Origin of the sequence: Microbacterium sp. NPDC064942, assembly GCF_049545525.1 — a bacterium.
Taxonomy (GTDB): Bacteria; Actinomycetota; Actinomycetes; order Actinomycetales; family Microbacteriaceae; genus Microbacterium; species Microbacterium gawkjiense.
Window position 1 is genome coordinate 1 of record NZ_JBMWDR010000012.1, and the last position, 24,409, is coordinate 24,409.

Annotated in this window: 27 protein-coding genes and 1 pseudogene; 6 read left to right on the plus strand and 22 right to left on the minus strand. The window is 65.9% G+C overall.

The features are described 5' to 3' along the window. Window positions 1–641 precede the first annotated feature (641 nt). The 3 genes from ACPEH2_RS15050 to nhaA all read right to left on the minus strand — a co-directional run bounded on the left by ACPEH2_RS15050 (window position 642) and on the right by nhaA (window position 3,466). Complete coding sequence (locus ACPEH2_RS15050) at window positions 642–1,106, minus strand: hypothetical protein (RefSeq protein WP_359921033.1); 465 nt, start codon at window positions 1,104–1,106, stop codon at window positions 642–644. Between the two features lie 403 nt (window positions 1,107–1,509). Further along, window positions 1,510–2,022, minus strand: a complete 513-nt coding sequence (locus ACPEH2_RS15055; protein WP_359921035.1) for a hypothetical protein — start codon at window positions 2,020–2,022, stop codon at window positions 1,510–1,512. An 82-nt stretch (window positions 2,023–2,104) separates the two neighbouring features. Continuing rightward, window positions 2,105–3,466, minus strand: coding sequence for a Na+/H+ antiporter NhaA (gene nhaA, locus ACPEH2_RS15060; protein ID WP_359921036.1), 1,362 nt, complete (start codon window positions 3,464–3,466; stop codon window positions 2,105–2,107). A gap of 127 nt (window positions 3,467–3,593) precedes the next feature. Between nhaA and ACPEH2_RS15065 the strand changes: the two genes are divergently transcribed. Further along, window positions 3,594–4,994: a TrkH family potassium uptake protein gene (locus tag ACPEH2_RS15065; RefSeq protein WP_359921038.1), complete on the plus strand. Its 1,401-nt coding sequence runs from the start codon at window positions 3,594–3,596 to the stop codon at window positions 4,992–4,994. 199 nt (window positions 4,995–5,193) lie between these two features. Here ACPEH2_RS15065 and ACPEH2_RS15070 read toward each other — a convergent pair. The 7 genes and pseudogenes from ACPEH2_RS15070 to ACPEH2_RS15100 form a co-directional block, all read right to left on the minus strand. Further along, window positions 5,194–5,361 (minus strand): annotated as a pseudogene (locus ACPEH2_RS15070) (amino acid permease); the annotation flags it as partial. 74 nt (window positions 5,362–5,435) lie between these two features. Then, window positions 5,436–6,671 (minus strand): DUF2254 domain-containing protein, encoded by a 1,236-nt coding sequence (locus ACPEH2_RS15075; RefSeq protein ID WP_359921041.1) that lies wholly within the window; start codon window positions 6,669–6,671, stop codon window positions 5,436–5,438. Window positions 6,672–6,690: 19 nt separating this feature from the next. After that, the gene (locus ACPEH2_RS15080) at window positions 6,691–6,987 is read right to left on the minus strand and encodes a YrhK family protein (protein WP_359921043.1); all 297 of its coding nucleotides are present in this window, start codon (window positions 6,985–6,987) and stop codon (window positions 6,691–6,693) included. A gap of 60 nt (window positions 6,988–7,047) precedes the next feature. After that, the gene (locus tag ACPEH2_RS15085; protein WP_359921045.1) at window positions 7,048–7,605 is read right to left on the minus strand and encodes a DUF421 domain-containing protein; all 558 of its coding nucleotides are present in this window, start codon (window positions 7,603–7,605) and stop codon (window positions 7,048–7,050) included. Further along, window positions 7,592–8,116, minus strand: a complete 525-nt coding sequence (locus ACPEH2_RS15090; RefSeq protein WP_359921047.1) for a DUF305 domain-containing protein — start codon at window positions 8,114–8,116, stop codon at window positions 7,592–7,594. Before ACPEH2_RS15090 ends, ACPEH2_RS15085 begins: the two co-directional genes overlap by 14 nt. An 83-nt stretch (window positions 8,117–8,199) precedes the next feature. Next, the gene (locus ACPEH2_RS15095; protein WP_359921050.1) at window positions 8,200–8,418 is read right to left on the minus strand and encodes a hypothetical protein; all 219 of its coding nucleotides are present in this window, start codon (window positions 8,416–8,418) and stop codon (window positions 8,200–8,202) included. Next, window positions 8,415–8,828 (minus strand): CBS domain-containing protein, encoded by a 414-nt coding sequence (locus ACPEH2_RS15100; RefSeq protein WP_359921100.1) that lies wholly within the window; start codon window positions 8,826–8,828, stop codon window positions 8,415–8,417. The genes ACPEH2_RS15095 and ACPEH2_RS15100 overlap by 4 nt, the downstream gene beginning before the upstream one ends. 236 nt (window positions 8,829–9,064) lie before the next feature. Between ACPEH2_RS15100 and ACPEH2_RS15105 the strand changes: the two genes are divergently transcribed. Further along, on the plus strand, window positions 9,065–10,177 hold the full coding sequence (locus ACPEH2_RS15105; RefSeq protein WP_359921053.1) for an ABC transporter ATP-binding protein: 1,113 nt from the start codon (window positions 9,065–9,067) through the stop codon (window positions 10,175–10,177). Between the two features lie 440 nt (window positions 10,178–10,617). Here the strand turns inward: ACPEH2_RS15105 and ACPEH2_RS15110 are convergent, their stop codons facing one another. The 3 genes from ACPEH2_RS15110 to ACPEH2_RS15120 form a co-directional block, all read right to left on the minus strand. Continuing rightward, window positions 10,618–10,806, minus strand: coding sequence for an antitoxin (locus ACPEH2_RS15110; RefSeq protein ID WP_423719025.1), 189 nt, complete (start codon window positions 10,804–10,806; stop codon window positions 10,618–10,620). Between the two features lie 495 nt (window positions 10,807–11,301). Further along, complete coding sequence (locus ACPEH2_RS15115; protein WP_423719026.1) at window positions 11,302–11,580, minus strand: hypothetical protein; 279 nt, start codon at window positions 11,578–11,580, stop codon at window positions 11,302–11,304. A 114-nt stretch (window positions 11,581–11,694) separates the two neighbouring features. After that, window positions 11,695–11,961 carry a hypothetical protein gene (locus tag ACPEH2_RS15120; protein ID WP_423719027.1) on the minus strand — a complete coding sequence of 89 codons (267 nt, stop codon included), beginning with the start codon at window positions 11,959–11,961 and terminating at the stop codon, window positions 11,695–11,697. Window positions 11,962–12,890: 929 nt separating this feature from the next. Between ACPEH2_RS15120 and ACPEH2_RS15125 the strand changes: the two genes are divergently transcribed. Continuing rightward, window positions 12,891–13,100, plus strand: a complete 210-nt coding sequence (locus tag ACPEH2_RS15125; protein ID WP_423719028.1) for a hypothetical protein — start codon at window positions 12,891–12,893, stop codon at window positions 13,098–13,100. A 17-nt stretch (window positions 13,101–13,117) separates the two neighbouring features. Here the strand turns inward: ACPEH2_RS15125 and ACPEH2_RS15130 are convergent, their stop codons facing one another. Continuing rightward, on the minus strand, window positions 13,118–13,819 hold the full coding sequence (locus tag ACPEH2_RS15130) for a TetR/AcrR family transcriptional regulator C-terminal domain-containing protein (protein WP_253035144.1): 702 nt from the start codon (window positions 13,817–13,819) through the stop codon (window positions 13,118–13,120). Window positions 13,820–14,337: 518 nt separating this feature from the next. Here ACPEH2_RS15130 and ACPEH2_RS15135 point away from each other — a divergent pair. Both ACPEH2_RS15135 and ACPEH2_RS15140 read left to right on the plus strand, forming a co-directional pair. Further along, window positions 14,338–14,655 (plus strand): hypothetical protein, encoded by a 318-nt coding sequence (locus tag ACPEH2_RS15135; RefSeq protein WP_366214657.1) that lies wholly within the window; start codon window positions 14,338–14,340, stop codon window positions 14,653–14,655. Between the two features lie 96 nt (window positions 14,656–14,751). Then, window positions 14,752–15,117, plus strand: a complete 366-nt coding sequence (locus tag ACPEH2_RS15140) for a hypothetical protein (protein WP_253035147.1) — start codon at window positions 14,752–14,754, stop codon at window positions 15,115–15,117. A 53-nt stretch (window positions 15,118–15,170) separates the two neighbouring features. Here ACPEH2_RS15140 and ACPEH2_RS15145 read toward each other — a convergent pair whose 3' ends face one another. Both ACPEH2_RS15145 and ACPEH2_RS15150 read right to left on the minus strand, forming a co-directional pair. Then, a complete protein-coding gene (locus ACPEH2_RS15145; protein ID WP_253035148.1) occupies window positions 15,171–15,464 on the minus strand; it encodes a hypothetical protein in 294 nt (97 codons plus the stop codon). A gap of 74 nt (window positions 15,465–15,538) precedes the next feature. Beyond that, on the minus strand, window positions 15,539–15,871 hold the full coding sequence (locus ACPEH2_RS15150; RefSeq protein ID WP_253035149.1) for an ATP-dependent DNA ligase: 333 nt from the start codon (window positions 15,869–15,871) through the stop codon (window positions 15,539–15,541). A 280-nt stretch (window positions 15,872–16,151) separates the two neighbouring features. Between ACPEH2_RS15150 and ACPEH2_RS15155 the strand changes: the two genes are divergently transcribed. Continuing rightward, entirely contained in the window at window positions 16,152–16,496 is a 345-nt protein-coding gene (locus ACPEH2_RS15155; RefSeq protein WP_423719029.1) for a hypothetical protein, read from the plus strand. Between the two features lie 196 nt (window positions 16,497–16,692). Here the strand turns inward: ACPEH2_RS15155 and ACPEH2_RS15160 are convergent, their stop codons facing one another. From ACPEH2_RS15160 to ACPEH2_RS15185, 6 genes are read right to left on the minus strand one after another with little or no spacing between them, the layout of a single operon-like run. Further along, the gene (locus ACPEH2_RS15160; protein WP_359921063.1) at window positions 16,693–17,097 is read right to left on the minus strand and encodes a DUF4913 domain-containing protein; all 405 of its coding nucleotides are present in this window, start codon (window positions 17,095–17,097) and stop codon (window positions 16,693–16,695) included. Next, complete coding sequence (locus ACPEH2_RS15165) at window positions 17,090–18,865, minus strand: type IV secretory system conjugative DNA transfer family protein (protein WP_423719030.1); 1,776 nt, start codon at window positions 18,863–18,865, stop codon at window positions 17,090–17,092. Before ACPEH2_RS15165 ends, ACPEH2_RS15160 begins: the two co-directional genes overlap by 8 nt. After that, window positions 18,862–20,508: an ATP/GTP-binding protein gene (locus ACPEH2_RS15170; RefSeq protein ID WP_423719031.1), complete on the minus strand. Its 1,647-nt coding sequence runs from the start codon at window positions 20,506–20,508 to the stop codon at window positions 18,862–18,864. Before ACPEH2_RS15170 ends, ACPEH2_RS15165 begins: the two co-directional genes overlap by 4 nt. Beyond that, a complete protein-coding gene (locus tag ACPEH2_RS15175; RefSeq protein ID WP_423719066.1) occupies window positions 20,508–22,016 on the minus strand; it encodes an SCO6880 family protein in 1,509 nt (502 codons plus the stop codon). The genes ACPEH2_RS15170 and ACPEH2_RS15175 overlap by 1 nt, the downstream gene beginning before the upstream one ends. 21 nt (window positions 22,017–22,037) lie before the next feature. Continuing rightward, complete coding sequence (locus ACPEH2_RS15180; protein ID WP_423719032.1) at window positions 22,038–23,684, minus strand: hypothetical protein; 1,647 nt, start codon at window positions 23,682–23,684, stop codon at window positions 22,038–22,040. Next, a complete protein-coding gene (locus ACPEH2_RS15185; RefSeq protein ID WP_423719033.1) occupies window positions 23,681–24,406 on the minus strand; it encodes a hypothetical protein in 726 nt (241 codons plus the stop codon). The genes ACPEH2_RS15180 and ACPEH2_RS15185 overlap by 4 nt, the downstream gene beginning before the upstream one ends. Window positions 24,407–24,409: the final 3 nt, after the last annotated feature.

Here is a 24,409-nt window from a genome sequence, read left to right on the forward strand (position 1 = left end):
GATCAACGCCCAGTCCTCCAAAGTGATCACTCTCCAATCGTTGAGTGTTCACTTTTCAAGCGCCGCTACTGTCCAGTTTTCGAGCGCCGTCGACAGCCAAGGCCCGTCAAACGTACGATAGGCCCCTGAAGCTTTGTCCCCCTTTTGGTGGACAAAGCTTGCAAGAGGGTAAACAATTGTGGTGGGGGAGGGCGCAGGAGCGGTCCGTGTTTGGGGCCACGGCTGCTTCCTCGTAAGGGGGTAAAGATGACGGAAGCTGTGCAACGCGCGATAGACGCTGCCGAGCGAGCTGATCCAAACATCCGGATCGTCTACACAGAAGCGATCGCGGCCGACACGTATTACCTGCGGCCGCAACGGTCCAGCGCAACACTATTTGTGAACCTCGCGTACGCTCCGCCAGGCAGAGCTAGCTGACAGGTCGCATCCGCAAACTCTTCGCCGCTGGTGGTCCCAGCCTGGCGGCAGATCCCTAATCAAGCCGGCGCATCGCCACCCCATCCCCTCAACCCCCAAACCGCTCCCACCGTCCTCGCGGGCGGTGTTGGTCCGACGTTCCCGCTTCCGCCGAAACGCCCTCGACAATGGCGCCAGCGCGGCTGCAATGGCGCCGCCGGTGGTTGCACCGGCCGTTCAGCTCGTCATCTGGTGCGTTCGAGGCCGAGCCGGGGACCCACGATCGAAAGGAACGCAGCTGCAACGAGAACTGCTACTCCACCTGCCGTGGTCCCGCCAGGTAGCCCGGACGTGATCGGATTGTCCGCGAGCGCGGAGACGTAGATCACCAGGGCAGCCACAATCACTAGCAGTGTCAACAGCAAGCGCCCTATGTCCGGGCGCTCGTCTCTTGCCAAGACCGCGCGAGCGTCGACCCACGTGAGCACGATGATGAGCGAGGTCAGGGCAACAGCAAAGATCAAGCCTCCGACGACCAGCCACGGGGTATCTCCCGCGAACGCGGCCACCGCGATGTATAGGGCTAACCCTTCGGCCGGGATGTACCGCGCAAGAGAAGCGAGCGCATCTAACACGGGACGTTGCGGACCGCCAAGCTGTCGCGTTGTCGGTGGGTAGAAGGCGCGTTCGGCATAAGACAGTGCACTCATGAATCACCCCAAATTGATCCAGACGGCGTCAACTTTGACGCCTGCCATTTTGTATACCCCTATCTGCTGTCATCCATAACCCTCGGAGCGACCGGTGAGCGGATGCCGACCGGTTCGCGCGCAGCTCCGTGGTTGCGACCACGGCGACGCTCTCCGCAGAGGAGGAAGCTGTGCGTCGCGCTCAACGCGGACTCGTTACGTAAGAGACCCCGTCACTGCTGCCGACTACGCTCCCACGAAGCCCCGAACCACGTTCGACACGTCGCGTCAGCTCGACGGCCAAACAGTGGAGAGGAGGAGACAAGGATGAGGGTCGATGACACTGACGGCGTAGGCGAAACACCCTGCGGATCGCACTTACGGTCGGCGCCGCAATTCGGGAGCGCCCGCGACCCGCCTGCCGTTAGAGGTACTGGTCCCGGGCTGCCTGGCGGATGGAGTGATCCCGGATGTCCTCCCAGTCGAGGACCACGACGCCGTGCTGGCCCACCGGGTCATCGCACCGATCCAACAGACGCTCGGTGAGGATGGACACGTCACCGCACTCACTGACGTCGAGAAAAGTGACCGTGACATCGCGCGCGTTGTCGCGTTCGAGCTCGGCGTGGACGCGCGCGCCCAGCGACGAGGCGATGCGATTGAACGCAGATGCGTGCCGTGGAGCCAGCATGACGGCGAAGACGAGATGACGGATGCCGGTGTGCCGTTTCGTCTCGACGGCCGCCAGGGAAGCGATGGCGCGGAGCCTGTCCTTCCCACTCTGCCGAGTGTGGTCTCGCAGATCCGCGAAGGCGAGGACTGCACGAGGACGCTCGCTGCCGCGTCCGTCGAGAGCGTGCTGAGCATTGGTCAGCGCGGTGATTCCCCGGGCCACGGAGGTATCGGTGTCGCCGAGGGTGAGGACCGAGTGTTCCATCACGAGCTTTCGTTCGAAGGGAACGGTCGTCCGACCGCTGCCGACCAGACTTCCCGGCTCACCATTCGTTGCCCGAGAGACCCTACTCCGCTGTCCTCGGTTTCGCGTGAGGCGCGTCCTGGTAGATGTCCGGTGTGCCGTCGGCATCCTCATCGATCGTCTCTTCCGCCTGGATCTGGCGATAGCGACGATTGCGGGCGACCAGGATGGCGGAGGCGATCAGACCGGCGACGACCGACGCGATCATGATCGCGATCTTGGCATCATCGGCCTCGGTCGACCCGGCCGGGAAGCTGAGCTCGGCGATGAGGAGCGACACGGTGAATCCGATGCCGGCCAGCAGCGCAACGCCGAGCATGTCGATCCATCGCAACGCGGGGTGCAGGCGGATCTTGGTCACGAGGGTCAGGGTGCGGACCGCGAGGAGGATGCCGATGGGCTTGCCGAGCACGAGCCCCGCGACGATGCCGAGCGCGACCGGGTCGGTCGCGGCCCGGAGGATGCCGTCCGCGCCGCCCACGGCCACACCGGCGGCGAAGAACGCGAACACCGGAACGGCGAAGCCGGCGGACAGCGGACGGAACCGGTGCTCGAACTCATGCGCCAGGTCGGTGGCACGCGGGCCGTCGGTCGCGCCGCGCGCGGGCTTGACCGGGATCGTGAAGGCGAGGGCGACGCCCGCGATCGTGGCGTGCACCCCGGACGCGTGCAGGAACCCCCACGCGACGAATCCGATCGGGAGCAGCACGAGCCAGGCGGCGAAGGGGCGGTTCGCGAACAGCGACCGGTAACGCCGTGCGACGAACCCGTAGCTGGCGACGACACCGGCCGCCACGAGCAGCGGCACCACAGCGATCTCATCGGTGTAGAAGATCGCGATGATGCCGATGGCGATGAGGTCGTCGACGACGGCGAGGGTCAGTAGGAAGATGCGGAGAGGGCTGGGAAGGTGCGAACCGACGAGAGCGAGCACCGCGACGGCGAAGGCGATGTCGGTTGCGGTGGGGATCGCCCAGCCCTGGGCCAGTCCCTCCTGGCCGCGGACGACCGCCACGTAGATCAGTGCCGGCACCGCCACGCCGCCGATCGCGGCGGTGACCGGCACGACAGCCGTGCTGAAGCGTCGCAGGTCGCCGACGACGATCTCCCGCTTGAGTTCCAGACCCACGAGGAAGAAGAAGATGGCCAACAGGCCGTCAGCCGCCCACGCGCCCAGGGAGAGCTCGAGGTGCCACGGTTCGTAGCCGAAGCGGAAGTCGCGCAACGCGAAATAGCTGTCGGATGCCGGTGAGTTGGCCCACGCGATGGCCACGACCGCTGCGACGACGAGGAGTGCACCCCCCACGGCCTCTTTACGGAGGATCGCCGACACTCGCGCGGCTTCGGCATAGCCGCGCCACCGGGGCGCGCGCAGCTCGGTACGGTCAGAGCTGGGCGCAGTCACAGGAGATCCTCCGGAGGGTCGACGAATGGTGATGTCGACCAGGCTTCCCGACGCGCCGTTCCCCATTCTATCGGACAGGACCGGGAGAACTATGCGAGACCCATCCGCTGGGCTACGGTGAGCACCCATGACTCTCGGTCCCGATCCGCGCAGCGATGCCGCGCTTGCCCGCGGTCGGGCGAGGTCCAGCCTCCGAACTGTCGAGTCATTCCTCAGACGCTCTCCGGCCCAGGCCGCGGTCGCCATCTTCGTGGCGGCCGCCGTCATCTTCTCGTCGTTGCTCGCGCTTCCGATCGCGACCGTCGACGGCCGGTCGATGCCGGCGCAGGATGCCGTGTTCACAGCGGTGTCCGCCATCACCGTCACCGGTCTGACCACCGTGGACACCGCAGCCGTATGGTCGCCGTTCGGACTCGGTGTCATCCTCGTGGCCATCGAGGTCGGCGGACTCGGCGTCATCACCCTCGCTCTCCTGCTCGCTCGCGCCGTGACCCGGAAGCTGGGACTCGGGGGACGGGTCTTCGCGCAACAAAACATCGGGGCACCCGAGCTCGGCGAAGTGCGGAACCTGCTGACCATCGTCGTGGTGACAACACTGACGGTGCAGGGCGTCCTCGCCGTCGTGCTCGCGCCGCCGTTCATCGTCACGGAAGGATGGGCGGAGGGTATCTGGCACGCGGTCTTCTACGCGGTCTCCTCCTTCAACAACGCCGGCTTCACGACCCATGTCGGCGGTCTCGGCGTCTACGAGGGCAACCCGTTCGTCCTCGTCCCGATCATGGTCGGTGTCTTCGTCGGCTCCTTCGGGTTCCCCGTGTTCCTGACCCTCATCAAGAACCGGTGGGACCACTCACGCTGGACGCTCCACGCCAAGCTCACCCTGTCGACCACGGTCATCCTGATGCTGGTCGGTGCGGTGGCGTGGACCGTGTTCGAATGGTCGAATCCAGCCACCGTCGGCGGAATGTCGCCGGGGGAGAAGATCTTCCACGGCCTGTTCGCCTCGACGATGATGCGCTCGGGCGGCTTCGCTATCACGGACTCCGCGGCGTCGACGACGACCACCCTTCTCCTCAGCGACGCGCTCATGTTTGTGGGCGGCGGATCCGCATCCACCGCGGGCGGCATCAAGGTCACGACCCTGGCCGTCCTCTTCCTCGCGATCGTCGCGGAGGCACGGGGCACGAAAGACGTCCGGGTGGCCCGTCGCACGATCCCCGACAGCATCCTCCGGGTCGCGATCAGCGTGACGTTCCTGGGCGCCTCGCTCGTGCTGACGGCGACGACGCTGCTCACGCTGACGCACGACGCGCCACTGGACCGCATCCTCTTCGAAGTCATCTCGGCCTTCGCGACCTGCGGACTCTCCGTCGGGCTGTCGGCTGAACTCGACCCTTTCGGCAAGTACGTGCTGTCGGTGCTCATGCTCGCCGGCCGCATCGGACCGATCGGCCTCGCCGCCGCACTGGCCGTCCGGCATCGCAACGTCATGTACACCTATGCGAGCGAGCGACCCATCATCGGGTGATGCTCACGAGGGTGCGGTGAAGCGCTGCATCTCTTCGCCCGATCTCGCTTACGGTCAGCCGTCGGCGGTCGCCTCACGCCGACGCCGGAACGGCAACGGTCTGTGCGATCACGATCACCCCGGCGATCGCGACGGCCGCTGCGACGGCGATGGGGTCGTCACGGACCTTCACGATGGTGAAAGGAATAAGGATGATGAGCGCAGCGACGACACCACCGACCAGGAGCGAGAGGGGGAACCACGCACCGGCCAGGCCGGCGACCTGACCAATCAGGGCGAAGATGCCCGCACCGATCATGACACCGGTGCCGAGCGCGACAGACCCGGGGAGCGAGATTCGTGGAGTGTTCGAGGATGTCTTGGTCATCGGTTCCAATAGTCAGTTCGCGGCGTCCTCGAACAGGGCGCTGTTGTCGACGTGGCTGAGGGTGTAGGCGGGCGCTAGGACAGCGCCGACCGCACCGCGCGCCGGTCGGATCGGTTGAGCTCGGATGCTGCGCGGCTGAGCGCGTCGTGGGCCATACGTCGGAATGCGGCTGCCTCGTCGGGCGCCGTGTCGCGCAAAGCCCGTAGGCACTTCTGCAGTCGGATCTGCACCTCGACGAAGCCGGCACCGTCGCGCGCGATGGGACGGAAGGCATCCGTCACCAACTCGTCGACATTCGTTCGTGCGGTCCACACACGCGAATACTCGACGTCACGATTCTGCTCGCGTGCCTGGAGTGCGGCGGTGAGCACCCGCTGCAGAGCGGCGATCACCTCAATGGCGGTGCCGGGGTCGTTCGTCGAAGGCGACAGTGCCCGGCTGCCGATCTCGGCCAGGGCGATCACACCGAGGCGTGGGTCCTGGTCGTAATCCCGGTGGCGGCCCAGGATGAACGCGCTCCGAACTCCGCTGTCGACGTCGTCGGTGACGTTCCCGCGGATGTGTACGAGCGGATGCCGGACATCGGCAACCGTGCCGGGGATTGCGGTGACGTAGATCTCGCAGTTGTGTTTTGCGGCTAGGGCGTCGAGAGCCGCGACATCCACGTTGAGCACGTACTCGCCCTCGAGCGCGGTGATGGGGGTGGCGTCGGCGGGCATACTCCTGAGCTCACGGGCGCCATAGGTCGGGTGCTTCGCGAAGTCGACGAGGGTGCGTGTCGCGGCATCCTCGACCCGGTCGATGACGTCGGCCATGCGTCCGAAGCGGGCGAGGTGGCCGATCCAGCGGAGGAGTGTGACGACGATGATCGCGATGACGATGAGGGTGCCGAAGAAGAGGATCGTGCGTCCTTGCTCGGTGTAGTACCCCGTCGACAGGGCGATGATCCCGACAAGCGCGAAGACGAATGCGCCCACGAAGGTTGACAGCGCGTTCTGCGATGTCGGGTCGGCGATGAGAAGTTTCGTCGACCGGGGCGTGGCGATGGTGGTGGCCGACGAGTACGCCGTGACCATTGCCGTGATCGAGAACGTCGTCGCCGTCAGCATGGCGGTCGCAATGATCTGCAGGAGGGAGTCGACCGAGTTCTGCCCGAGCTCGACGCGTAGTTCGAAGGGGATGACAGATCCGACGACACCGGCGGCGAGGGCGAAGAGCATCGCCGCCACAGTGAAAACGACTGCCCGGACCCAGACGGTACGCATGAGCCGCCGGAGGAGCGTGAGGGCGGTGGGGGAGGACACGGTCATGGCGACAGTCAACCGTGTTTCAGTAGTCCCCGGTCGCGTCGTGCGGTCTGCTGCGGTGGAAGCGGCGCAGGTGCACGTGGCGTGTCAGTCGGATAACCGGGCGGATCATCAGCTGGATGCTGCCGAGCAGGAAGAACCAGGTGCCAGCCGTCGTGGTGTTCTCGGAGAAGAAGAGGATGCTGCCGATGACGAACCATCCTGCGACGAGGATGTCATTCAGGATGCTCGCCACCTCGTACTTCCGGCGGATGACGACCTCATCGGGACCCAGCGGAAGGCGAATCGTCCGGTCGTTCGAGGAGGGTTGCGAGGTCATCAGACAATGCAACCACCCCGGCCGATGATCACAACCGCCCGGCGTGAGCGATGGGGGTCATCAGTCTTCGGCCCCACTTCGGCCCCGATCGCGAAGCGCGCCGTTCCCGAATGATGGTTCGACGTCACCGAGTGCTGAGGCGTTCCCCATGTTCGCGCAGGGGATGACGCTGATGGTGCCGTTGCTTTCTAGGGTCACCGCACCGACGGATGCGAGGTCGCCTTGTCCGCTCGACCGGATTGCCTGAAGGACATCGGCTCGCGCGACGCGGTGTCGCTGGAGGGCTTCGTCGTCGATGACGCCGTCCTTCACGAGCTGGGCTGGCTTCGCGGTGACCATGCGCCGAAGAGCCGGGACCCGTTTGGTTGCGAACGCCACGATCACCTGAAGTGTCAGGAGGAGCGCGAGCGCCACTGCTCCGTCAACGAACGCGACATCGGACGACAGGAGGATGGTCGCGAGAGTGGAACCGAGTGCGACCGTGACGACGAGGTCGAACGCGTTCAGCTGCGCCAGCGCACGTTTTCCGGCGAGGCGGATAAGCGCCACAACGCTGACATAGGACGCCAGTCCCACCAGAAGCACACGGGCCACGCCCGGCCAGTCATCGAACCACATGGGCGTCTCCTCCATGGCACGACCGCTCCGCCTTGCGAGCAAATGCCGGTGTCTCGCGTTCGGCGGCCTCCGAGGCGGTGCGGGCCGGTCCGTTCGCGCGGATGTCGTCGATCAACCAGGACATCTCCAGGATCTCCTCGCGTTGTGTCTGACTGATCGACACTGCGAGCTCGCACACCCGTACATCCGCGAGATGCGCTCGTTCGGATCGCGTGATCGCGAGCGAATGATGGGGAATCATTCCGCTCATATAGGCGGTGTCGTCCACGGTGGCTTGTGAGCGGTCCAGGGCGACACCGCCGCCGATAAGAAGCACGCCGATCGCGACGAGGACGACGTTGGCTCGCGGGCTCCTGTACATCCCCGCCATCCACGCGAACATCACCAGCACCATCGTCCCGCCCATGGTGAGGGTCATGAAGATACGACTTTCGCTGAGGCGGACATGCCCCAACTCCCAGGTTCCCGCGAACATTGCCCAGTACATGACCACCATGCCGGTGACGGTCATCGCGGCAAACTTGAGGTAGGGCCTCCATCGCGAACTCCGGCTGGAGTCGGTGTGCGCGTTCTCGGGTCCCTGTCCTCGAGCGCTCATGCGCCTTGCACGTAGGGAGGAACCTCCACCCCCTGGGAGTCGACGTCTTCCGACGACTCGACGACGTGCGACGAACCGAGGTTTTCCGCGATGCGTTCCCCGTTCGCGACCGCCTGGGCAGCGTCGGTGAAGACCCACTTCAAGTCAAGTTCACCCTCGACGATGTTCTCCCACACGCCGTTGCGCTCTCGGGTGTGGACGTCGCCGACCGTCACTGTGAGATCTCCTCGACGGTCGCACCAGTCGCCGCGAACGAAAGAGCTCTGGCCACGTCCGCCTGCGCGATGATCCCGACGAGGTCGTGTCCGTCGATGACCGGCAGCCGGCGGATCTGGTGCTTTCGCATCGTCGCCAGTGTCTCCTCAAGGCTGTCATCAGCGCCGATGGTGACGGGCTTTCCTTCTGCGAGGTCTCCCGCGGTGGTGCGCGTCGGGTCGCCACCCCGCGCGACGCACATCACCACGATGTCCCGGTCTGTCAGCATGCCTTTGAGTCGCTGGTCATCCCCGCAGATGGGCAAACTTCCGACATCCAAATCCTTCATCAGCCGTGCCGCGTCGACGAGTGTTTGGTGCTCCCCGACACACTCGGGCGTCGTGGTCATGATCTCTCTTGCGGTTGCCATCATGGCCCCTTTCAACGGTGATCCTGTGACGAGTCGGCGACGATACGAGCCGTCCCCGGGACGCGGGAGGGGCCTTGACAAGCCGACAGATAGGTTGCTGGAGCCGCCTGACGTCTACGTCATCATCAACGAGCAGCCCATAGACCTTTCGCCGCGACGCTGTTACGGTCGAAAACCGTTTGCTCTGCTCACTACGGATCGTCCGGCACGTACCTGCCGGTGAAGGAGAAGAAACAATGGCGTCCGTCACGTTCGACAACGCAACCCGTCTGTACCCCGGTGGAACCCGCCCCGCGGTCGACAAGCTCAACCTCGAGGTCGCCGACGGCGAGTTCCTCGTCCTGGTCGGCCCGTCCGGCTGTGGTAAGTCCACCTCGCTCCGCATGCTCGCGGGTCTGGAAGAGGTCAACTCCGGCTCGATCCGCATCGGCGACCGCGACGTCACCGACGTCCCGCCGAAGGACCGCGACATCGCGATGGTGTTCCAGAACTACGCGTTGTACCCGCACATGACCGTCGCCGAGAACATGGGCTTCGCGCTCAAGATCGCCGGTGTCGGCAAGGAGGAGCGCGCCGCTCGCGTCCTCGAGGCCGCCAAGCTCCTCGATCTCGAGCAGTACCTGACCCGCAAGCCGAAGGCCCTCTCGGGTGGTCAGCGTCAGCGTGTCGCCATGGGTCGTGCCATCGTCCGTCAGCCCCAGGTCTTCCTCATGGACGAGCCGCTGTCGAACCTCGACGCCAAGCTCCGCGTCCAGACGCGTACGCAGATCGCGTCGCTGCAGCGTCGCCTCGGCGTCACCACGGTCTACGTCACGCACGACCAGACCGAGGCCCTCACGATGGGTGACCGCATCGCGGTCCTCAAGGACGGTCTGCTCCAGCAGGTCGGCACCCCGCGCGACCTGTACGAGAAGCCGAACAACGTGTTCGTCGCCGGCTTCATCGGCTCGCCTGCCATGAACCTGTTCCCGGCGAGCCTCGCCGAGGGCGGCATCCAGTTCGGCACCGAGGTCGTCCCGCTCGACCGCGACACGGTCGGCCGTGCCAACGGCAGCCAGGTCACCGTGGGTGTGCGTCCCGAGGACATCGAGGTCGGTCCCGCCGACGGTCGCGGCCTCGCGGTCCAGGTGGACCTCGTCGAGGAGCTCGGCGCAGACGGCTACCTCTACGGCCACACCGAGATCAATGGCAAGCGCACCGACGTCGTCGCCCGTGTCGACGGCCGCAACCACCCGAACGCAGGCGAGACGGTCACCCTGGCCGCCAAGCCGGGCCACGTCCACGCGTTCGACCTCGAGTCGGGCGACCGCCTCAACGACAGGTCCCAGGCCGGGCAAGTAACACGTTGAGGCGTTGTGAAGCCGTTGTCTGGCCCGAATCGGAGGGCGTGCTCGCCGGTTCGCAAGCGTTCCTCGGGCCAACCGGACACTTGCCCTAGCCGCTGCGAAGGGTGGAACCGACGCTACGGCCGCGATCGCGGCTTCAAGTAGCTCCCTACCCAATTACGCTCTCGAGGGAGAGGCTCGCTGACATAACGGTGATTATCGGTTGGTCGGGGAGTGGCGCGGAAGTGCCGAGTCGGTAGCGTGAGCGCAGGCATCACGGTCGCGCGCACATCCACGAAAACCCGCGCGGTGCGCTGACGTGAAAGCCACGCCGTTCGAGCTGGTCGCGCGCCGCCACGGCGAAGTCGAGACTGCACCTGGACTGCGAAGTCACTCAGTAGTACGAGGCCGTACATCGAAAAGGACGCCCGCAGAGGCGTCCTTTTCGGTTTCCATCTCATGGATCAGCTCTGGTCACCGATCTTCGAGTCGGCGGCGTCTTCGCCGGCGTTGATCTTGTCGTCGAAGTTCCCGCCGGACGCGGAGCTTGCCGCGTCGCCGGCTTTGTCGATCGCGGCGTCGGACGTTTGCTCGCCCTTCTCACTGTTGACGACGTCCTTCGCCTTGTCGCCGAGACCTCCGAGGTCTGCCATAGCGCCTCTCCTTCCTGAGCCCGGATATTGCTGAACAGCCGCAGTCTCGACTCCACCGTGCGCGAACGCGACGGGGGTTGACAACGGCACGCAGCCGGATGCAGCTCAGCGAGCGTCGACCCGAAGGCCGACAACCATGTCGCCCGAGCGGCGCGCGCTATGCGGCGTATCAAGTCGTGTGCGCATCGGACCGATGAGCTAACACGCCTTGTGGCCGTCTTGCGTTGCGGGTACAAACTAGGAAATGCAGGCTGCCGCTCCCCCGGGTGCGGTGGGTGAAGCGTCAGTCCCTCGACGTTTCACGTGATCTCGGGAGGTACCGAGGTCGCACTTTCGGGCAGGTCGTTTTCGGTGCGACCTGCCCGAACAGCCCGTTCGAACTCGGGGTCTTTGCGGTTGCCACCCGGGCGAACAATCTGAAGCGGTGACAGGAGATCTGGTGAGTCGTGAGCTGAAGCCTCACCCGGTAGCCAGCTCGGTGAGGCATCGGGTGAGTCACGCCGCGCGCGGTAGACGAAGAAGCGCAGCTGCGGCGTTCTTGCACCCGTGAGGTGAGGGCAAACCGTACTGCACGGTCACCAGTTCATGCAGGTCGCTCGCGAGTTCGTCGAGCGCCGGCTGGTGCTCCAAAGCGTTGACCAGAGGGGCAATGAGGTCGTCATATTCGCTACTGGGCCAGGCTGCGCTGATGGCTCGGACGCCGATGGGGTCCCAGTCCCACAGCACGGACCGTACGTGCGCCGCGGCGGGGTCGGTGTCGTGCGAGTCGGTCATCCCACCAGGGTGTCACCGTGCGACGACCGCTTCGTGAACGCGGAAGACGCGAACGTGACAGCTGGCTGAAGATTCGCCGAGCAAGCTGAGGAGTGGTCGTGCACAGGTGGACGGTTAGTTGGCGTCTTCATCTTCTTCGGCATTGAAGTGAGAGGGGGTGTCTGTGTAGCCCGCGGCGAGACCATCGGGATTGGCAGGAATTGTTCCGTCCTTGCCGAGCCCGTCGGGCTCGTTCGCGAGTGATGTTGGGGTTGCCGTGTTGGCGTTTTCGGACGCGGCAACGATCTTGTCTTTGAGGCTTTCGGCCGAGATCCCTGTGTGCGTGCGCGACGGCTGTGCAGCGTTTTCGTCAGTGGTGGCCAATTCGTGCTGACCTCTCATGGGTGTTCTGTGGATGCCAGGGATCATGGCTCTTGATGCGCGGGCGGGTCGTCGCTGCCACTGTCCGGGTCGGCGGTTTGCGCCCGTTCGGCTCTTCCGAAGAGGCGCCCTCCTAGGACCCAGGATGCGACCGCGACTGCGAACAAGACGGTCCCGGCAACTCGCCAGCCGACAGCATCGGGAACGATCCAGCAGTAGATGCCGACTGCTGCGGCTACGAACCCGGCGATCAGGACGATCACTGCTCGTCCGTGTGAGGTCATCGCGTGGGCTCCGTTCATGGTGGCGCCGGCCCACACCCGGACCGGCGCCGCACAGTTCTTTCCTGGGCAGTAGCCCCAGCCATGGTGCGCCGTGTGATGTCGGCGCGAGACCGCCTTACTGCGTAAGCATGGGCCACGTCGTGCTGCTCATGAACGGGGATTGACATGGGTGGGGGGCGCCCACGCGGGTAGGCTGCAGCGTTGCCGAGGCTAGCGACTCGGCAATACGATCGTCGCTACAGGCGGGCAGGGGGTTTGTGCTGGACAGGGTCAGGTCGATCTCTGTGACCGTCGCGCTACTCGGGGGGCTGACCCTTGGCCTGTTCTTCACCTGGTGCGGGATCTTCGGCCCCGATGGCCCTCAAGACGTGCAGTGGAACTGGGGCGTCATCTTTCCCGGGGCGGTGTTGACCGGGATATGCGCAGTGCTCCTCGTGCTTCTTCCGCGGCACCGGTAGCTTGTGCGGCGCCGTCGGGGCGCATCGTAGTGACCAGGGTCGCGTCGACGCTAGGGCTGCGGGGTCGCCAGCCGTGCTGCTCAGAATCTGGGCATGTACGCCCGGTACTTTCTCCAGGTGGGCCGCTCGACGGGGAGATGAGTCGGGTGTTGCCCGCGAATACGTCCTGACCGGGCGCCGCGTGCTCAGTGCCGGCTGCAACGGAGGGTTGTCTGTCGCGAAGTGGGGGGATATCGAGTTCGCCGCTCTCCTCATCGAGAAGAGCACGGCGCGTACCGCGTTCGAGTCACTGTTGGCCGAGCGCAGCCTGCCGGTGGATGCTGCGATCGACGCACTTCCCCTCGACATGGAGATGCGGCACGCGTTGTCGAAGTTCCGGTGGGCTGCTGCTCGGTACGAGCAGTGGTTGCGCCGGTGACGACTCGCCTGGTGGTGCTATTGAGACAGTTCCCCGTCGAGTCGGTCCAGCAGAAGCTCGAGCGCGATTTCGAACTCTTCCTTGCTGCGATCCTCGCTCAGCAGTGAGCGGAGGCGCCGGACCTCGGGGACGTCGTCGAGCGTCGCGCGGCCGTCCTGGTTCGGGATGGATGCGCCGCCTTCGTCGAGCGGGACGTCGTCGGGGCCGAACTGTGCTCCGCGGATGGTTGTTTCTAGGAGCAGCTGGCCGAGGAGGAAGCTGGTGAAGGCGCGGTACGCGCTGACGGCCTGGGCGTCCGTGAACCCTTGAGCGATGAGCGCACGAAGGAACGTGTTGACGACTTCCACGCTGCGAAGCGGTGGACGAAGCCACGGGGCGGCGGGATGGCGGGTCGCGATCAGCGGGAATGCCTTGGGGTGTTCCACGGCGATGTCCCGGATCGTGTGCGCGAGCTTCTGAAGGAATGCCTGCCAGTGCTGGTCGAGCTCGTCGTCCATCGTGGCGGCGAGGTCTGCCAGGAGCGAGGCGACGACGCCTTCGAGGAGGTCTTCTTTTCCGTGTACGTGTCGGTACAGCGACATCGCTTCAACGCCTAGTCGTTGGCCGAGGCTGCGCATCGACAATCCCTGCGGCCCGGACTGATCAACCAGCTCCAGGGCCGCGTCGATGATCACCTCGCGGGTGAGTTTGTTGGACGTGGTGTTGGACTGCTTGGTCATGTGAAGCCTCCGCCTCGATCCTCCCCCGTCTTCCTGGGTTCATGGTCACATTCGGGTACGCCAATACGCATGCTTACACCGTAAGCTAGTGCCAGCCCCGCGCCGTCTCGACGCCCAGAACGAAACGATGCAAAGCCCTTCCGCACCATTTCGAAACCCTTTTGCCCTTCCAGGAAGACGCGACGATGAACGGCACCTCTCTGAACGATCACGCCCGGAACCCTGCGACGCTGTCGACGGCGTCGGCAGCACCTGCTCCGGATCCCGCTCGTGATGGTTCCGGACTGGCGAGCACATCCGGAACGTCGTTTCACAGCCACGCCACACTGCAAGGGTGGCTCGCGGAATTCTTACTTCCCGCGGCGACGGCGACCTCATCAAGGTGGTCTTGCAGGACAGCTCCCGCGCGCTCACCGCGGAACTCGACACCGCGGCCCCACACGGAACCCCTGCCCCTCCCCTGAATAGTTCTCGCCGGTCGTTTCGACCCACGCCGGCGTCGGAAAGGAGTAGCAGCCGTGGGACGGTTGACCATCGGTACGGACGTCATCAAACTCGATGACCGCGTTCTCGCACACCTTGAAGCCGTGATCGTGACCAAGCTCCGCCGTCACGAGCCCTTCGTGTTCACGTGGCCGATCGACGTGAGCCTGGGCAGCGGTCGCGTCGCCAAGTGGGTGAGCGCGTCGACCAGCTGGGACATCCGGTTCGACAACCGACAGTCCGAGCCGCTGAACCAGGCGTGGCTGAAGCAGCTGATGTCGACAGCAAACTCGCCCGGAGGACTGAAACTGGTCCCCGAGCCCTCACAAGACCAAAATCCCGTCGACCGCTGACAGCGAGTTGTCGATGTCGGTCGAACAGTGACCGAGACCCCTCCTCCGCCGCACGACGACACCGACTCCGGACCGCCACATTCAAGGAGCATGCGCATGGCCTTCCACAGCAAAGAGACCCTCGAGAGCTGGGTTGCCGACTTCGTCGAAGCCCGGACCGCTGGCGACGAGATCCGGGTCGCGGTGCAAGATGGCTCCGACGGCGAGGACACGGGGTTGGTGCTCATCCCGCTGGAGAATGCGCCCAACGCGGTGTGGATCGAACCTCGCGACTCGGGCGACGAGCTCAGCTGGCACGTGTTCATCGAGCCATCCAACGACACCATCGAGCTGACCAGCTTCGAGCTCAACGCGCTGACGCACGAACTCCAGATCGCTGCCGAGCTGTGCGCCTTTCTGCAGGAGCGATCGCTGGGGCACTACGAACCGGCAGCGGAGGCGACAGCAACAGCGGCCGACTGACGTCGACCGCTGAGCCTCGTCCTCACCACTCGGCGCGTCCGCCTGGCGCCGGCTTAGATGTAGCCAAGGCCGAGATCAGGGTCGACGTCATACCTGATGTCGAAAGCAAGCGAAGAGTCCGAGTCGAGTCGCACAGGCTCTGCGCTGACGACCACACGCGACGCGGCCGTGATCAAGACGTGAATCAGACGGTCACCCAACAGGGCCAGTTCGACGAAGTCTCCGCCGGAGAGCACGGCGGCACGGACACGACCCAGCAACCGGTGCACCGTCTCCCCCTGTGCGAGCTCGAATCGGTCATCGTTGATCGTGATGACCGTGCGGATGATCGAGTGCGGCTCGCTCATCGCGGCATCGTACGAACCCGATTCCGAAGCATCAGGCGCCTTGACAGGGCGAGGAAGCAGCGACAGGAACCCACTCACAGCCCGGTCTCCGCCTCCCCGGAATCCGCGCCAGTGGTGAAGTCCCTGGAAATGTAAAGGCCGCCCGGCTGGCTCGCTTCAAGGACCATGCGCTCTACGCTCTCTCTGTTTACCGGCGGTCGCTGCTTGGCTCTGAATTTGAAGACGAGCGTGCTGGCTGCGTTCACCCAGATGCTGGTCTTCCCATCGCCCAGGGAAGCGTCGTTTCGCCACGTCAGCATGAATGCCTCTCCGCGCCGCAGCTTCATCCCCACCACGGCCTGCAGGTGAGCAAGCACATCATCGGTGAAGATGACGCGCGCTGACGCGTGGTACTGGAAGCGACCCACGACCCAGAGCCTACTCACCGGGCATGGAAGGTGGTTCCGCCGCCCAAGTCATCGGCGGAACCACCCGAGCTGCTGCAGCCCACCAACGACGGTAGGGCCCAGACCCGCCGACGCTGTGGGCCTTGCCGCAGGCACAGCTGTCAAGTAGGCGGCGACCGCCCCGATGCGGATCTCCGATCTTGCGCATGGCTTCGGCGCACGACCTGAGCGGCAACCTGAGAACTGGAATTGGTACTCTCACGCTTAGTTGTTCGTCTGTAAGAAAAGGACCGCCGTTTCGATGCCGTACCGTAGCCGCGCTCTCCTCGAAACCTGGCTCACTGAGTTCACCGCTGACCACGCGCTTGGCGGTCTCGCCAGGGTCATCCCCCAAGACGGCACCCTCGGAGGAGACACGGGACTCATCGTCTTCCCCCTCGGTGGCGGCACCACCAGCGTCTACATCGAGCCGGTCGCCGTCGGCGACCGCAGATGGCGCATACACTTCGAACCCCGCGAACAAGAAGCCGTCATGAGCAGCGCGCAGGTCCACACCATGGCAGCCGAACTCGAGATGTCCGCAGCACTATGCGACTTCATCGAAACGAAATCAGCGGCACACCTCGCCGGCGTGCACTCCAACTAATCAGCTTGGTGGGGTGCTCGGCGATATAAGGCTGATTATCGGCGTTGCGCTCAGTGCACGTCCAAGCTGCGCCATAGTGCTCCGACGCACCAGCACTCCTGCTTCTGCGGGCTGCGCGCCTAGGCGCCGCCCGCAGAAGGCCCACGTTCCGCGGGGCCCCACCGCTCGCTCAGCCCGGGGAGTAGCGATCGGTCACTCACGAAGTCAGTCTCACATCGGGAAACCAATTCTCGGGAGGCATCGTGTAGGGCAGTGGCTCACCGGGTTCGCACGAGTCCTTCGACTTCGCGAAGGGTCCGTCGGGGCTGAGCAGCAGATGCATGTGGTGGTCTGCGTGGTCACGCCACCAGACGCTCGCGCCGGTCGCCGGGTCTAGCCGCAGGTGCTCCCAGGACCGCCACAGACTTTCGAGGCGGGCGACCGCCTCCGGGTAGCGCCACCAGTCCGCCGCCCACCGGTAGCGGGCGTTTCCGGGACCGACAGGGCGCGTGTACATGTGGCGCAGGTACTCCCGCACGAACTCGTCGACGGAGCCGTAGACCAGCTCAGGTGTCGGCTCGTCGACGTCGTCGTCGCGGAAGTCATCGAGCAGGTCACTCATCGCGCGGCTCGCTTTCTTCGATCACGGCAGCTCGAGCAGGGGCGACCGTGGCGGGAGTGCTGTGCGAGGGATCGTGCGCGGCGATCGACGCGCGCAACGCGGCCGCATGTGGCCCGTTCATCCACGGGATCGTCTCGACGAGGGTTGCGGGGGCGCCGGACGCGAACACGACCGCGCGGCCGCGCGGCAGTGCGCCGAGATCCGCGACGTCGAGGGTGCGTTCGCGTTGCACTCCATGGGAGGTGGACCGGGTGCGGCGGCCGACGCTTGTGGAGATGGTGCGGCGGTCGTAGTCACCGATCATCTGCGAGAGCTCGTTGAGGAACTCCGGTTCCTTCACTCCCCCGCCGTAGACGGCGACGTTCGAGGCGCTCCACAGTTTCCGCATCCCGTCACGTCCCCACACCTGCACCCCTTGAGACCAGGACTGCAGGATCGTCATCAGGACGATTCCACGGGACCCGTAATGGCTGTAGAGGTCGGGGAGGTCGTACCAACGGCACACGTTCGCGGCCTCGTCGAGAACACCGAGCATCGGCACCTGCAGGCGACCGCCCGGCTGCGTGGTCGCGTACTCCTCGGCCGCTTCAACCGTCGCCGCTGTCAGCGCGGTCACCAGCGGGCCGGCCGTTCCGCGGCCCTCCTTGGAGAGGCTGTAGAGGGTGTCGCTGGAGCGCACGAACGCGTGCGGGTCGAACTGCGGCCGCGAATCGAGACCGCCCTGGGGTGTCACCCATTGCGCGATCGCGCGCACCTTGAGGCACGACGCCATCTGCGCGGCGGTGCCGTAGACACTGTCACGACGGCGGGACTCGCCGTTGACCTGCCCGGAGACGGCATCCGCCATTTGCTCGTAGCCGTGTCGGCGGAGGATCCGCACCGGCTCATCCTCGCCGGGCGTGGTTGTCCAGGTGAAGGCGGTCGTGATCGGCAGGCCCTCGAGCGCTGCGGCGAGCAGGAAGCCGGCGAGGAGATCCTGACCGGCGTTGTCGAAGTACGCATCCCCGCGGCTGTCGGCGGAGCGTGAGCCCGAGGCGAAGTGCGCGGCCAGTTTCGCGGCCTTCACGTCGTCGGTCACGTAGCTGAGGGGGTTCCACCACCAGGTGGGAGCCTCGAGGGCGATGCTCTGCGGGTCGAAGGCCCACACCTGCCCCTTGGTCGCGCGGAGCTCGCGAGTGGCGTCCAGGACGTCTCGCTTGTTCGACGTCGTCAGCACAGCACCGGGAGCGTCCGCGATCGCGGGAATGACGTATGAGGTGGACTTACCGATTCGTGGGCCGGCAATCAGCGTGATCATGTCCTCGGGAGAGGCGTAGATGCGTTGTCGGCCGGCGACGGTGATGCCGATGAGGACACCGACCCAGTCGCGGACGCCGAGACGCTGCGCGGTCTGGCGGGCGCCCGAGGCGGAGAGGGACTGCAGCTGCCGGCCCTTGCCCATGTGCGTCGCGGCGGCGTCGACAGACGACCGGCGCCCCCGTGCTCGAGCAGCCGCGACAGCGACAAGGATGCCGAGCGCAAGAACGGCGCCGACGAGCACCGTCACGATCCAGGTGGCGGATGCCGGCCAGACAACGTTGCCGCGGAGCACCCCGAAGAACACCTCGAAGGGGTCCGAGGTCTGCCCCTCATTCACGCCGTCGAGCCGCGAGCCGAGCGCAACAGCGCCCCACACGACTCCGAGCACCAGAAAGACGGTCACCAGCGTGATCAGAAGCGCGATGGTCGACCCGTCGACGCCCTGACCGCGCTTGTTGGTCGCACTCACGCGGCGCCCTCTTCCAGCTCATCGCGAACCTCTTGCACCGCGTGCGCGGCGTCGTCGAGACCGATCATCGGATTCGACTCGTCCGGTTCCGGGAACGCGGCTGTCGCGTGCCACAGCTTGTTGGTGTCGTTGATCGAGCGCTCCGCCTCGACGAGCTCCACCTTGATCGGGATGCCGGGGTGCCCGCCGACCTTGATGAGGAACTTCCCTCGCCCGGGAGGTTCCGATCCGGGGCCGGACTCCCACGTGCCGGGGTCCTGCCAGGACGTCAGGAGTTCTTGCTCCGCGTTAGACAGCGGCACCGCTGTCGTCAGCTGCGGCATCTCAGCCACGGGGAGTCCACCGCAGACCACCATCCCGGAGCGCTCAACGAAGCCGCGAGCCTTCATCCGGTCGTCCTCGCTGGGCAGTGCCAAGAGGTCGCTCATGGTGTGCGAGATCATCGCCAGACCGACGCCGCGCTGCCGGTTCAGGCGGGTGAGGGCGTCGACGCGGTCGACCATGCCCCGCCCGGCCCGCAGGGCGCGCCAGAGCTCGTCGAGGATGACGAAGTAGTGCCGACGGGGCTCGAGCCCGGCGTCTGCGAGAGCGTTCGCGACGTTGACGGTGCCGAATCCTGCGGACCAGCAGGCGAGCAAGATCGCCGCCTGCATGTCGGTGTCGGAGTCGTCGATCGACGAGACGTCGTAGACGACGGGACGGTCACGCAGCATTGGAACGTCGGTCGCATGGGCGAAGGTCTCACCGAGGCGACCGCCCGAGGTGAGACTGATCAGGGATGCCTCGAGGTTCTCCGTGATCGCCTTGTAACGGCCGAGGTCGCCACGGTCGAGGGCGACGTCACGGACCTCTTGCGGTGCCTCTTGGATGACTCGCAGCAGATCGCCTAGAACCGGCACGCCGTCGTGGTGCTCGTCGAGCACCCGGAGCGCGCGGTCGATGATCGACTCCTCGCGATCGGTGGGCGGCTCCTTGCGAAGGATCGTCAGCAGCGCCGACACCATCGTGTGCCGGCGGCCGTGAGCGTCCGCGAGGACCTGCGCGCGTTCCTTCTCTTTGCCGGCTTCACGGAGTCGTTCGGCGGCCTCGAACGCCTCGCCCGGGTCGAGGATGTTCAGGTGCCCGCGGCCGCGGCCGAGGGTGATGACCTGCCCGCCCAGAGCGCGGATCATGTCGACGTAGTCCGGCTTCAAGTCACCGAGCACCAAGGGTAACGTCCCCAGGCCCGCGAGACCGGCCGCGGTTCGGCGCGTGTACGTCGACTTGCCGAGACCGGGGAGGCCGAGGACGAACATCGACGGGTTGTTGATGAGATCCGCGTCCTGGAACCAGGAGATGGGATCCGCGCACACCGTCGCGCCGGTGAATAGCTGCAACCCCATCGGGACACCGATCATCGGTGTCCCGCTGCCGACCGAGAACGGGTGGAGACCGCACACCTGAACGGTCGTTCCGCGCCACTCGTCGACCGGGGCGACGACGTTGACCTCACCGCGGCCAGGTCCCAGCCACCCACGGGGGCCGGGACGCTTGATCGCGGGCTTCTTGTCCTTCTCCGTGCGCGTGTTCTTCGCGGTCGGAGCGAGCTGCTGCGGCTTCCGCTTCTGAGGCCGCCGGCGGCGCTGGTCATCGAGTGCGGGCATTACAGCTGCTCCCTAACCTCGTTGGGCACCTGCAGGTGCTTCGGCAGCACGAGACCGAGGGGCAGAGCCGCCGCGAAAGCGGAGTCCTGCGAGCCGTGCACCAAACGCAGACGGAGGCGCGCGGTAGCAGAGAGGTTGTCGATCGCCGCCCTCGCGTCCGCCTCCTGAGAGGCGTCGAGCACCGTCGCCGTCACGAGCATCCCGAACTGGACAAGGCCCGCGCCTGCGGCCTCCTCAGCCGCCGTCGCCACAGCCGCACGCGCACTGGTCAGATTCCGAGCCGTGGGCTTGTCAGAGCTGGCGAGATTGAACGAGGAAGCGCGCACGTCCGCTTCCACGATCGCCGCAGCCTTGGCCGCGTCGATCGGCCGATACAGCAGAGTCACCCGCTTCCGCGCGATATCGCGGTGCGGGGCAAGCAGACGGGACAGGATGCTCGAGGGCACGTTGCCCCGCGGGGCGCCGCTCATCATCCAGGTCACAGACAGCGCGGAATCGTGACGGTAGGTGTCCCACCCCGCCTGATGCGCCGTAGGGCCGACCTCAGGCCAGTAGAGCTCGGGCGGTTCGCCGGCCGCGTTCGCCTCGTCGATGAGACGTGCCGCCGCGGGGTCGTAGGCCACGCGGATCACTTCGCATAGTTGCTGAGCCGTGAGAGGGCGCGACGTGCCCGCGCCGGTCGCGGTCAGCCCCTGCGTGAGGCCGGGCAGACGGGATGCGAGTTCGCGCCCCATGTCCTCAGCGCTGCGCTTGCGCCCACCCACGCGAGAAGCCGCGTTGAAGGTGAGCGCCACATAGGCGCGAATCGTCGCGGAACCCGCAGGGTACTGATCCACCAAGTTCTCGAGCAGCTGCTTCGCGAACGCGGGCGCGTCGTCGTCGATACGGCTGGCGACCTCGCGCCGTAGCCGCGTGCCGGAGTCCGGGGCCGTCTCAATGGTCACCGAGACGGCTTCGATGCCGGGCTCGTTCCCCAGACCGGCAAGCCACATGCCCCACTCGGCAACCCATGCGTCGATCTGCTCACGGTCGACGAGAGCGGCGCCGTCAGGCTCCGTGCCGATGACGACCGTGTAGTGCGACGTCGACGGGATTTGAACCAGGGCGAACGGCCGGTTGTAGGAGTCGCGCCATTCGGTGAGGCGCGATCCGGCCGCGAGGCCCGGCAGCTGCACGGTTCCCCATTCGGCTCGACCAAGGGGGCCTGAGCGGTAGAGGTGTGCGCCCTTCGACTTCGTGAACATCCATCCCACCCTCGTTGCGGCCCGCGACAGCAGGCTCCGTCCGTGCTTGTCCTTCGCCGCCACAGTCAGGAGGAACAGCCCGAAGATCAGTCCTGTGATGACGCCGTTGCCGATGTTGGAGACCATCGTCACGACGACGGCGAACCCGGCGCCCGTGAAGAGGATCCCCGTGCCGAGTGCGCTCAGCCCGAGGAGCCCCGCGGTGGTCGGCTTCGTCCAGTTGCCGTAGCTGCGCGGCGCGCTGGTCGCCGTTTCGCTCGTCATGGTCATGTCCGATCGCCTCGCTTACTGCGACCCTGACGGGCCGTTGGTGGAATCGTCTGCAGCGGACTGTGCAGCCTGCTTGGTGGCTGCGGCGGCACCCTTCGCCGCCTTCACGCCGGACTCGGCGACAAGCACGGCAGCGCCAGCGGGGCCCGCGCCCGCAGCGGAACCGCCGCCAGCAGCGGCACCGCCACCCGCGGCGGCGCCGCCCCCGCCTGACGCGGCGCCAGCGGCGGCTTTCCCACCGGTCGGCGTGGCGCCGCTGGCAGCGCTGTTCGATCCGGCCGTTGGTGTCGCTCGAGGTCCGGTGTCGTTCCCCGACCCGGTGGGGGCAGATCCCGGACCGTTCGAGGGGGAACCTCCGCCGCCACCAGAGGACGAGTTGGACGAGCTGGACAGACGACGAATCGCGCCGGTGGCAATATCGCCGCCGATCGCGCCAGCGGCGCCTGCCAGTGCCATGCCCGCGCCCCCGCCGCCCGCGACGGCGCTGGTCATGGGAGCGACGAAACGCAGCAGTGCCGGCAGAGCGACGAGCGCCATGAGCATCAAGGCCATGCCGGTCAGAATCGACCAGAGTCCTCCACCGTCGTCCTGGAACGCATCCGTTCCGACGAGCTGGAATGCTGCGGCATAGATGAGCGCTGCAGCGGGCTTGTAGAGAACGAAAGCGATCGTCCAGCCGATAACGCGACCGAACCACTGCTTGCCCATCTGGGTGTTGGTGAAGCTGGCGGCGAGCGGCAGTACGCCGGCAAGGATGACGAGCAAGCCTGCGCGCACAACCATGAGGGCGACTTGCACGAACACCATCAGCATCGCGATCGCGGCCAGGATGAGCACCCCAATGACCCCGATGGGAGAGGCGGCGGTAAGCGCGATCATCGCAGCGACGTTTGTCCCGAAGCACTGCGAGTTCCCGCCGGCGGAGACGTCGCAGTCGGTCGCATTGTTGAGCACCCAGACAGAGAAGGCGTCTGCGGCTGTGACGGCGAGGGTCAAAATCGCGAGACCCGCGCCCGATACGGCGAGGAGTGTCAGAAGAGATTGGATCAGGTCTTTGCCGGGCTGGGCGCGCTGCTCCCACGCCATGCGGATGCCGCCCACGATGACAGACAGGACTGCCAGGCCGCCGACGTAGAACCAGAGGGAGTTCTGCAGGAAACCGACCGCCGACGACGAACCCTCCGGGGCGGAAGAGCTCAGGAGGCCGCCGACGAGTGCAGACGCCCCCGAAATGAGCATCACGGCGAAGAAGATGATTCCCAGAGCTCCGACACTGCGAATCCCCTCACCGCGACGGACGCGCACGGTGACGATCGCGCCGAGCGCGATGAGGGACAGCACGGCAACCGTCAGTCCGATGTACGTGACGTAGTTGAGGATCGTGCCGAACGCTTCACTCCCCGGCGGCGTCCCGCCCCCGGTCGTCGAGCCGTCGCCGGCCGTCAGCACGGGTGTAGGAACCTGCACCCACATGCTGCCCATGCTCGCGACAGCGGCGCCGAAGCCCTCAAGCGTGCGATTCATGAGTTCCTGGATCGCATCGTTCGACGCTTTCGACACGATCTCAGCGGCGCCGTCAGCGATACACGCGGCAGAGTGAGTAGCCCAGTAGACGGGGTTGTTGCACTCGCCGCCCGCGGTGGCGGCCTCGACGATGGTCATACTCCCGCCCAGGGGATATAACCCCCCAGGTTCTCGAGGGGCGACGGAGCGAATGGAGGGCCGTTGGTGCCAATGTCCACCTTCCAATCGCCGTCCTCCCACTTGAGGACGGTCGGGAAGCTGACGAGCGAGCCGCCTTGTGAGGTGATCGACCAGGCCACGTCGACGACCGCCTCTTCGGCGCTGTAGGAGTTGATCTTGAACCCGGCAACCTGCAGACGATCGGCGCCTGGTTCGGCAGGCATCGGCGTCGCCCTGAGCTGATCTTTGACCTCGCCATTAGCGAGGAGCTCGTAGAGACGGTCCGTGTTTCGCGCGTCCGAAGCAACGGCGAGATAGCTGACTGCGGCAAAGAGTGCACCCTCTGGGGTGTGCGCGTAGCAAGAACGGAAGCCGTTCGACTCCACCTTGCCCGGGCCAGCGCCTTCGGGGTCGGTGGGGGCTGCCACGGTGCCCAGGAGCTCCCATTGAGTCTGAGGAGGAGCCTCGATGGTGCCGGAGTCGGCGTAACCAGGGAGTCCGCAGATGCTCGCGGCATCCTCCGCCACAGGACTTGTCGATTCTGCGGGTGTCGAGGTGGGCGTGGGCGGTGTCGCGTCGTCGTCGCCGTTGAAAAGACCGGTGATGAGAGCGACAACGGCGATCACCGCGATCAGGCCCACCACGGCAGCCGCGACGATGAAGCCGCGGCTGCGGAACGGGCTAGGAGTGTCCGTGCTCACTTG